Raw genomic sequence first — 9,036 nt, 5'->3', positions numbered from 1 at the left:
GCCCAACTGGAGGCCATGGGCCACAAGGTCACCCTCGAACCTGCCGCCTGAGCCGCAAACCAAGGTCAACCCCCGCCTTGTTGGCGCGCGCCCATGCGGCGGTACCAGCGAGTGATTCACACCTCAGAGGCCGGTCAAGGTGGTGGCCGCGGTACGCCAGGTGGGCACCGCCGCGCGGTAGGCGCGGGATCAGCCGGTGAAGCCCACTCGGGCCGTTATGGCGACCGGACGATGCCGACGCCGCGGTCGGCCACGTCGACGTCGGGGGCGAAGCCGCCGGTCTGGGCCGAGGCCAGCAGCTTGGCCAGCACGGTGCGGGCGGTGGCGGGCACGGGCGACGAGCGCACCGCCTCCCACCACAGGGCGGCCACGCCGGCCACGTGGGGGCAGGCCATCGAGGTGCCGTTGAACTCGACGAGGCCGCCGCCCGTCTTGGCCGACTTCACGGCCACGCCCGGGGCCGCGATCTGGGGGAACGTGTTGGAGAACGGGGCGATGGTGAACACGCTGCCTTGGCGGCCCAGCGCCCCTACCGACACGACGCCCTCGGCAGCCGCCGGCAGCGACGCCGCGATCTCGTAGTCGGGGTCGATCTGGCGCTCGCTCTCGTTGCCCGAGGCGGCCACCACGATGGTGCCCGGGCCGAACCCCTCCTGGGCGCGGATCAGGCCCATGAGCGCATCGAACATACGGAGGTTGGCCCGGTAGGCCTCCAGGGCTCGCGAGGTGGCCAGGTCGGCCGGCCAGTCGTTGGCCACCAGGCCCTTGACCATGCCCGGGAAGTCGAACCCGAGGGACATGGAAATGACGTTGGCCCCGTTCTGCACGGCCCACTGCATGCCGTTGAACAGCATGTCGGACGAGCCGCCGCCGCTGTCGCCCAGCACCTTGCCGATCAGCACGTTGGTGACGCCCCGGGCCACGCCGATGCGGCTGCCGGACACGTCGCGGCCGAACACCGTGCCCGCGCAGTGCGTGCCGTGGCCTTGGCGGTCGCCCTCTCCGCTGCCCGAGAAGTCCTTCTCGTTGATGCTCACGCCCGAGAACGCGGGGTGGGCGGAGTCGATACCGGTGTCGAGCACCGACACCGTCACACCCGCCCCCGTGAAGGCCGACGAGTCGGCCCCGACGGCGGCGATGCCCCAGGCGTCGCCCGCGGCGGCCGCGGCCGCGTCGTCGTCGAGGGCCCGAGGCTCGATAAGGCGGGTGGGCATGGGCGGGGCGATGGCCGCCACCTCGGGGTCGCGCGCCATCTCCCGCAGGTCCCGGTTCTCGAGGTTCTCGACTTCGAGACGGGGCTCAGGCGGAGCCTCCATGGCGGCCGACGGCGCCGGCCCGGCGGTACGCCCCCGCAAGCCGCCGCCGAACGGTTCGGAGGTGCGGGTGGGCTGGAGGTCACGAAGGACGATGTACTCGCGCATTGTTTCCCCTTTGTCCGAGGTGTGGGCGGGGGCTGGCCCCGCAGTCTCGCCTTGTGGTCCTTGTGAACCTCGCCAGGACCCGTCTCGTACATGTAGGACGACCGTGCCGCCGAGGAGCGTAGCGGCCGATCCTCCGGCGCGCCCTGCGCCCCTCGCCGGTAGAGTCGCGAGCGGTGGATGCCGCCAAGCCGCTGCGGCTGCACGTGCTGCACGGGAGCCTGCTCTTCGCCAGCTACCCGGTGCTGGTGGGGCACTACCGGGGCGACCCGATCGCCGGTGCCGAGGGTTACCTCGACCGCTGCCTGGGCTGGCGCCTGTCCAACCGCCAGGTGCTCGACCGTTACCCGAGCGAGATCGGCGATGTCGTCCGGCTGACCAACGACCGCGAGCGTCCCCCGGGGGCGCTGGTGGTGGGGCTCGGGGCCCGGGGCGAGCTCACGGCCAGCGGGCTGGCCCGGGCCGTGCGCAACGCTGCCCTCGAACACGTGCTGCGCTGGACCGAGCGCCCTGACCCCCGGACACTGGTGCCCGGCGCGACCGACGAGATCGGCCTCTCCAGCGTGCTCATCGGCACCTACGGCCTGGCCAGCCTGACTCTGCCGGCCTCGGTTGCGGCCCTGGTCGAGGGGGTGGCGCTGGCCAACGACGCGCTGGCCAAGGGCGGCGCCACCAAGGCCCGGGTGGGGGCGCTGGAGGTCGTCGAGCTCTACGCCACGCCCGCCGAGGAGGCGGCCCACGTCGTGCGGGACATCGAGCGCCTGTTGCCGGCTTCGCTACGTTCGACGGTGACCCTGCTGCCCGAGGGCCGCCTGCGCCCGGGCGAGGGCCGCCGGCCGGCCCGATGGGGGGCGGAGTACGGCGCGGGGATGTGGCGCCGGCTCATCGTGTCGGGTACCCGCCCCGACCGCGACGGCCAGATGGTCCTGGAGATCACGTCACTCGGTGCCCAGGCCGGGGCCGACCGCCTCACCCAGGTGGTCGACACGCGGCTGGTCGGGTCGATGCTGAGCGACGCCGTGCAGAGGCCGGCCGCCGACCACCGCGTGAACACGGCCCTGTTCGAGCTGCTGTTCCCCAACGAGCTGAAGCGGGAGCTGGCCAACGCCGAGAACGTCCAGCTCGTGCTGGACGAGCACACCGCCGACTTCCCGTGGGAGGCCCTCACCGACCGGGGCTCGTTCGACGGGGCCCGGCCCCTGGCCCGGCGGGCGGGTCTCCTGCGCCAGCTACGCCTGGACCTGGGGAGGCGGGTGGAGGCCCCGTCGGGCACGCCGTCGGCTCTGGTCGTCGGCGACCCCCCGGGCGGACCGGGGTTCGCCCGGCTGGCGGGCGCCCGGCGGGAGGCCACCACGGTGGCCGAGCTATTGGCCGGGGCTGGTATGCCGGTGATCAAGCTGGTCTACGGCGAGGAGCCCGCCGGGGCTGGGGCGGGGGCCGGAGAGGCGGTCGCGCCGGCTCCCGAGGCTGGTCCTGAGATCCTCAGCTGCCTGTACTCGACCGACCACCAGATCGTGCACATCGCGGCCCACGGCTACTTCCGGGACCGGGGCGACAAGAGGCCCCTCGGCGGTGTGGTCATCGGGCCCGACCAGTACCTGACGGCGGCCATGTTCTCGACCCTGCGCCGCCCTCCCGACATCGTCTTTCTCAACTGCTGCCACCTGGCCAGCGTGGGGGCGGCGGTCGTCGACGAGCCCTCCCAGCCGGCGGCCGACGCCTTTGCCCGCCGGCGGGCCAACCAGTTGGCGGCCAGCGTGTCCCGGGCGCTGATGGTCACCGGCGTCAAGGCCGTGGTGGCCGCCGGGTGGTCGGTGGCCGACATGGCGGCCGAGCAGTTCGCCCGCACGTTCTACGAGAACATGCTGGCCGGCGCGACCTACGGCGACGCCGTCCGCCTGGCGCGCGACGCCGCCTTCGAGGCCGACGGCGGGGCGTCGAACACGTGGGCCGCCTACCAGTGCTACGGCGACCCCGGCTTCCGCCTGGTGAGCCGCCACACCCGCCAGGACACCTCCCCGGCCTTCGTGTCGGCCGACGAACTGGTGCGGGCGCTCGACGATGTCGCCGTGTCGGGCGGGGAGGCCGAAGGCGAGTACGCCGAGGCCTTGGCCAAGACGCTGGAGGGTTACCGGGCGCACGCCCAGCGGGGGTGGCCGGAGGACGCCGAGGTGCTGTGCGCCCTGGGCCGGGCCTACGGCCAGCTCAACCTGTTGGACCAAGCGGTGGCCGCTTATCGCAAGGCGCTGGCTTGTGGCGACGCCACCCTGCCCATCAAGGCCGTCGAACGGCTGGCCAACTACGAGCACCGCCTGGCCATGGCCCTGCTGGCTGAGGGCCAGGAGCAGGCGCCGGGACTGGACGCCCTGGCCTCGGTGGAGGACCTTCGCCGGGTGGCGGGGGAGCGGCTCGAGGTGCTCGACCTCCTCGGGCCCACGGCTGCCCGCCACAACTACCGGGGCGGTTGGCACAAGCGGGAAGCCCTGCTGGCCCCCACCGCGGACGAGACCCGGGCCCTGCTGTCGGCCGCGGCCCGCGACTACCTGGCGGGCTGGCGCCTCAGCCGTCCCGCGCCGGGCCAGCGTGACCCCTACGGCGCCTACAACGCCCTGCAACTGGTGGCCCTGGGGGCCGAACTGGAAGCCGCCGACATGGCCGAGCTGGTCGAGTGCCTGGAGGCCGACCCCCCTCCGGGGCAGGCCTTCTTCGCCCGGGCGGCCGCCGGGAACCAGGCCCTCACCCGGTTGGTGCGGGGCGAGCTGGAGGGTGGGCCCGCCGAGGTGGCCGACTGCTACCGCCAGGTGTTCGCCGTGCGCTCGTCGCCCGCCGAGCGCCACACCGTCGTCCGCCACGTGCGCGAGCTGCTCCATCTGGCCGAACGGGCCGGGTCGCCTACGGCCGCACCCCTGCAGAGCCTCGTCGAACTTCTCCCGGCTGCCTGAGGATTAGGGCGGGGGCACCGGTAGGCTCAGGAGCAATGGAACCCGACGACGCACGCCAGCGGCTCGAAGCCGAACGTGCCCGCCTCGAGCAGGTCAAGGGCACCTTCGACGGCGAGGGCGACGAGAGCGAGGCCGAGAGCCTCTCGGAGCTGTCCGACTTCGACCAGCACCAGGCCGACGTCGGCACCGAGACCTTCGAGCGCGAGAAGGACCTGTCGATCCTCGAACAGGTCGAGAGCGAGCTGGCCGACATCGAACGCGCCCTGGCTCGCATCGGCGACGGGACCTATGGCATCTGCGAGGTGTGCCGCCAACCCATCGGCGAGGAGCGCCTGGAGGCCGTCCCCGCCGCCCGCCTGTGCGTGAACGACCAGGCCGCGGCCGAACGCCAGTACCGCACGACTGCCGACCAGTGAACCTTCCCGGGCGCGAATAAGCACGAAGTCAGGTGCCCCAGCGCGACAAGAACGGGGGGTGGCGGCCGTGGGCCCGGCGGGCGGCGCCTTGGGGGGCGGCGGGCACGGCGGCCGTGGCCGTCGGCGTGGGCGTGGCCCTGCGCGACGAGGACCGCCGCAACCGGCTCGACCGCCAGGCCCGTATGTGGCGCCTGTCGGCCCGGCGGCTGCTGGCCTGGGCCACCCTCAAGGTGCGGGGCCACAAGGCCAGCGAGGAGAAGCGGGCCAGGCTCGAGGAGCAGTTCGCCATCCGCACCGCCCAGGACGTGGCCGCCGTCCTCGGCAACATGAAGGGCGCCATCATGAAGGCCGGCCAGATGGTGTCGTTCATCGCCGACGGTTTGCCCCCTGAGGCCCAGGCGGCCATGGCCACCCTCCAGGCCGACGTGCCGCCCATGGCCCCGAGCCTGGCCGAGCAGGTCATCCGTGACGAACTGGGGGCCGACCCCGAGAAGCTGTTCCTGGCCTGGGACCCCGTGCCCACGGCGGCCGCCTCCATCGGCCAGGTCCACAAGGCCGTCATGCCCGACGGCCGGGAGGTGGCCGTCAAGGTGCAGTACCCGGGGGTCGACAAGGCCATCAAGAGCGACCTCGACAACGCCGAGTTGCTCTACGGGCTGTTCGCGGCGTTCGCCCTCAGAAACATGGACGTCAAGGCCATGGTCGACGAGCTGCGCGAGCGCATGGGCGACGAGCTCGACTACCGCAAGGAGGCCCGCTACCAGTCCGAGTTCGCCGACCGCTACCGGGGCCACCCGTTCATCCACGTGCCCGACGTGGTGCCCGAGCGCTCGGCCCGCCGGGTGATCACCTCGGAGTGGGTCGACGGGCTGTCGTGGAAGGAGTTCTTAGACACGGCCACCGTCGAGCACAAGCAGCGGGCGGCCGAGACCCTGTTCCGGTTCGCCGAGGGCTCGATATGGCACCACGGGGTGTTCAACGGCGACCCCCACCCCGGCAACTACCGCTTCCACCCCAAGAAGGGCAAGGTGACCTTCTTGGACTTCGGGCTGGTGAAGCGGTGGGCCCCCGGTGAGCTCGAGACCCTCAGCCCCATCCTCGACGCCATCTTGCGCCAGGACCCCCCCGGCTTGGTGCGGGCGCTGGTCGGCGCCGGGTTCCTGCCCCGCGACCACGGCCAGTCCGAGGACCTCCTCTACGAGTTCTGCAGCCAGCCCTACATCCCGTTCCAGCTCGAACGGTTCACGTACACCTCGAAGTTCGTGGGCCAGACGTTGCAGCGCATGCTCGACATCAGCGGTGAGTACGGCGACCTCATCAAGTCGCTGAACATGCCTCCGTCCTACGTGATCCTCGACCGGGTCGTATGGGGGTTCAGCGCGCTGTTCGGCAAGATGGAGGTGACGGCCAATTGGGGCCGTCTCCTCTCCGAATACCTCAACGATGCTCCTCCCTCCACCGAACTGGGCCTGATCGAAGCCGAATGGCGAGCCAAGCGAGAGCGCGACCGGCCAGCTACGGCCGCGCGCTGACCAACTACTTCCGCAAGTACGCCTTCGTACCCGGCTACCGGCCCGACCAGGCCTTGTCGCTGGTCACCTCCGACGGCGTGCGCCTGGCCGGCGCCCGGCTGGCCGGCCCGCCATCGGCCTTCGCCTCGGTGGTGCTGGTGCACGGCCTGGTGCACTCGTCGCGCACGCCCCGGATCCACTGGTTCGCCCACCGCCTGGCCCGAGACGCCAACGTGTTGGTGCCCGAGCTGCGGGGCCACGGCCGCTCGGGTGGGGTCAGCACCCTGGGGCGGGACGAGCCCCTCGACGTGGAGGCGGCCGTGGCCGCGGCCCGAACGTGGTGGCCGGACGTGCCGGTGGTGACCATCGGCGTGAGCTTGGGCGGGGCCTCGGCTCTGTTGCACGCCGGGACCTTCGGGGGCGTGGCCGGGGTGGTGGCCGTCAGCTCGCCGTCACGGTGGGGGGCCTGGGAGACGCCCGCGACCAAGCGGATCAACCGGTTCGCCACCAGCCGGGCCGGCCGCCTGGTGCTCACCTATGCCCTCCACACCCGCATCGCCGACCGCTGCGACGGTGTGCCCGACTCCCGGGCGGTGGTGGCCCAGATCGCCCCGGCCTTCACGCTGGTCGTGCACGACCCGGCCGACCACTACTTCGGGGGTGAGCACGCCGAGACGTTGATGGAGTGGGCGGGACCGCCCAAGGCCCTGTGGCTCGAGCGCGAGGCGGGCCACGGCACCGACCTGCTGACCGCTGATTTCGCCGACCGGCTGGTGGCCGAACTGCGCCGCGCCGTGGAGGCCGGCCCCGGACCGAAGTAGCTAGTGCCTCATCCGGAGAGGTTCGCCTCGCTTCTCGCGTGACCCCAAGCGGTCTTGACGCAGGCCAGTGAGCCAGGACCAACCGAGGGTAGGGCGAGAAGCGAGGCGGATCTCGACCGTGGAGGCGACTAGGGTCGCGGGAGCGTGCGAGCCAGGAGCGGCGCCGTGGCACTTCCCCAACCGACGGCGGGCGACGACGCGGGGCGACGGACGACCGTCGTCGACCCGATAATGGCCCGCGCCTACGCCCTGGCCACCAACGACCCCAACCCGGCCTACCTGGAGGGCCGATTGGCCCCGCCCGTGTTCGGCGTGGTGCCCACCTGGGGTGTGTCCATCGACACCATCAACACGGTCATCACCCCCGACGACTGGCGCATGCTGCTCCACGCCGAGCAGGACATGCGCTTCCACCGGCCGATGGTCCCGGGCACGGCGATCCACACCGGGGCCACGATCTACAGCGTCCGGGTGGCCCGCTCGGGGACGTGGGTGACTGTTCACATCGAGAGCGTCGACGACGACGAGCGGCTGGTGCTGGAGCAGTTCAGCACGATGTTCATCCGCCACATGAAGGCGCCCGCCGACCTGGGCCCGGACCGGCCCGTGCACGCCTTCCCCGACGGCGCCCGGTCGCGCCCGGTGGCCGAGGTGGTCAAGGCCGTCGACCTCGACCAGACCTACCGTTACCGTGACGCCTCGGGCGACGACAACCGCATCCATGTCGATGACGAGTTCGCCCGGAGCGTCAACCTGCCGGGGATCATCCTCCACGGCCTGTGCACCATGGCCATGTGCGGCTCGGTGGTGGTCGATTCGGTGGCCGGCGGCCAGCCCGAACGGCTCTCCCGCCTGGCCGTGCGCTTCTCCCGGCCCGTGTTCCCGGGCAACGACCTGACCGTGTCCGTCTACGACGGCGACGGCGACGGCGACGGCGACGGCGAGGGCGAGGGCCGGGGCTTTGCCTTCGAGGCGGCCAGTGGGGGCAAGCTGGTCGTCCGTGACGGCTGGGCCGAGGTGAGGGGGTAGCCGTGGCCGTACTGCGCCTGTTCGCGGCCGCTCGCGAGGCGGCCGGGGAAGCCCGGGTCGAGGTGGCCGGGGCCACCGTGGCCGACGTGCTCGACGCCGCCCGGGAGCGGTTCGGTGCCCCGTTCGTCGAGGTGCTGGAGCGGTGCCGGATCTGGGTGAACGGCCAGCCCGCGGAGCCGACCATGGTCCTGGAGGACGAGGACGTGGTCGCCGTGCTGCCGCCCGTGTCCGGCGGGTCGGGAGCGCCCGGGGCCACCCTGGCCCCCGACGCCGCCCCCGTGCTGGCTCCGCCCGCTCCTCCCCGGGCCGCCCCGGTGCCTGGCGCCCCGTTCCTGGCCGGTCATCCCCCGATGGCCGATCCGCCTCCGCCCCCGCCACCCCCGCCACCCGCCGGGCCCATCAGGACGGGTGCCGGGACGGGCGCCGGCCACCCGGGCGGGGCCGGGCCCCGCCCCGCCGGGCCCGCTCCCTCCTCGGTTGAACCCCCGAGCGCCCGGCGCCCGACCTCCGCGGCCCCACCCCCGCCCCCGCCACCCAGCCCCCCGTCCTGGCGCGCCCCTGGCCCGCCACCCGCCGTCTCGGGAACGCGCCCACCTGGCCCACCCCCCGCCGGCTCCGGTACGCGTGTTCCCGCTGCGCCGCATCCGCCCGGCGCTACCGACCGCGGGGCGCCACCGCCTCCCCCGCCTGGTGGGCCCCGCCCCGCGGCCCCGCCCCCGCCGGCAACCGGACCTTCCCGGCGCCCCGTACCGGCTTCGCCGGCACCCGTCCCAGGTGCCCCCGGCTCGCCTCTCGGGGCGCAGCCACCGTCCACCGGCGGCCTGCGGCCCGCCGCCCCACCGCCCCCGCCCGGCACCCCCGGCTCCCGCGGCGCCCCACCGCCCCCGCCGCCTGGCGGC

7 protein-coding genes are annotated in these 9,036 nt (G+C 73.3%); 6 read left to right on the top strand and 1 reads right to left on the bottom strand.

Features of this window, described 5'->3' with window-relative positions:
- Positions 1–215 precede the first annotated feature (215 nt).
- Entirely contained in the window at positions 216–1,421 is a 1,206-nt protein-coding gene (locus AB1673_17000) for a S8 family serine peptidase (protein MEW6155656.1), read from the bottom strand.
- Between the two features lie 173 nt (positions 1,422–1,594).
- Between AB1673_17000 and AB1673_16995 the strand changes: the two genes are divergently transcribed.
- From AB1673_16995 to AB1673_16970, 6 genes are all read left to right on the top strand, one after another.
- Positions 1,595–4,360 (top strand): CHAT domain-containing protein, encoded by a 2,766-nt coding sequence (locus AB1673_16995; GenBank protein MEW6155655.1) that lies wholly within the window; start codon positions 1,595–1,597, stop codon positions 4,358–4,360.
- 35 nt (positions 4,361–4,395) lie between these two features.
- The gene (locus AB1673_16990; GenBank protein ID MEW6155654.1) at positions 4,396–4,776 is read left to right on the top strand and encodes a TraR/DksA C4-type zinc finger protein; all 381 of its coding nucleotides are present in this window, start codon (positions 4,396–4,398) and stop codon (positions 4,774–4,776) included.
- 32 nt (positions 4,777–4,808) lie between these two features.
- Complete coding sequence (locus AB1673_16985) at positions 4,809–6,308, top strand: AarF/ABC1/UbiB kinase family protein (protein MEW6155653.1); 1,500 nt, start codon at positions 4,809–4,811, stop codon at positions 6,306–6,308.
- Positions 6,260–7,108 carry an alpha/beta fold hydrolase gene (locus AB1673_16980; GenBank protein MEW6155652.1) on the top strand — a complete coding sequence of 283 codons (849 nt, stop codon included), beginning with the start codon at positions 6,260–6,262 and terminating at the stop codon, positions 7,106–7,108. Before AB1673_16985 ends, AB1673_16980 begins: the two co-directional genes overlap by 49 nt.
- A 165-nt stretch (positions 7,109–7,273) precedes the next feature.
- Complete coding sequence (locus AB1673_16975; GenBank protein MEW6155651.1) at positions 7,274–8,137, top strand: MaoC/PaaZ C-terminal domain-containing protein; 864 nt, start codon at positions 7,274–7,276, stop codon at positions 8,135–8,137.
- A gap of 2 nt (positions 8,138–8,139) precedes the next feature.
- Positions 8,140–9,036 (top strand): MoaD/ThiS family protein (locus AB1673_16970; GenBank protein ID MEW6155650.1); only part of this gene is annotated, 897 nt, incomplete at its 3' end.

The sequence above is a fragment of the Actinomycetota bacterium genome (assembly GCA_040754375.1).
Taxonomy (GTDB): domain Bacteria; phylum Actinomycetota; class Acidimicrobiia; order Acidimicrobiales; family AC-14; genus JBFMCT01.
The sequence above is the reverse complement of the archived record's forward strand: the minus strand, read 5'-3'. Positions and strand labels throughout refer to the sequence as shown.

Coding starts and splice junctions, on each gene's coding strand:
- AB1673_16990 (MEW6155654.1), top strand. CDS start 4,396: ATGGAACCCGACGACGCACGCCAGCGGCTCGAAGCCGAACGTGCCCGC.
- AB1673_16980 (MEW6155652.1), top strand. CDS start 6,260: ATGGCGAGCCAAGCGAGAGCGCGACCGGCCAGCTACGGCCGCGCGCTG.
- AB1673_17000 (MEW6155656.1), bottom strand. CDS start 1,421: ATGCGCGAGTACATCGTCCTTCGTGACCTCCAGCCCACCCGCACCTCC.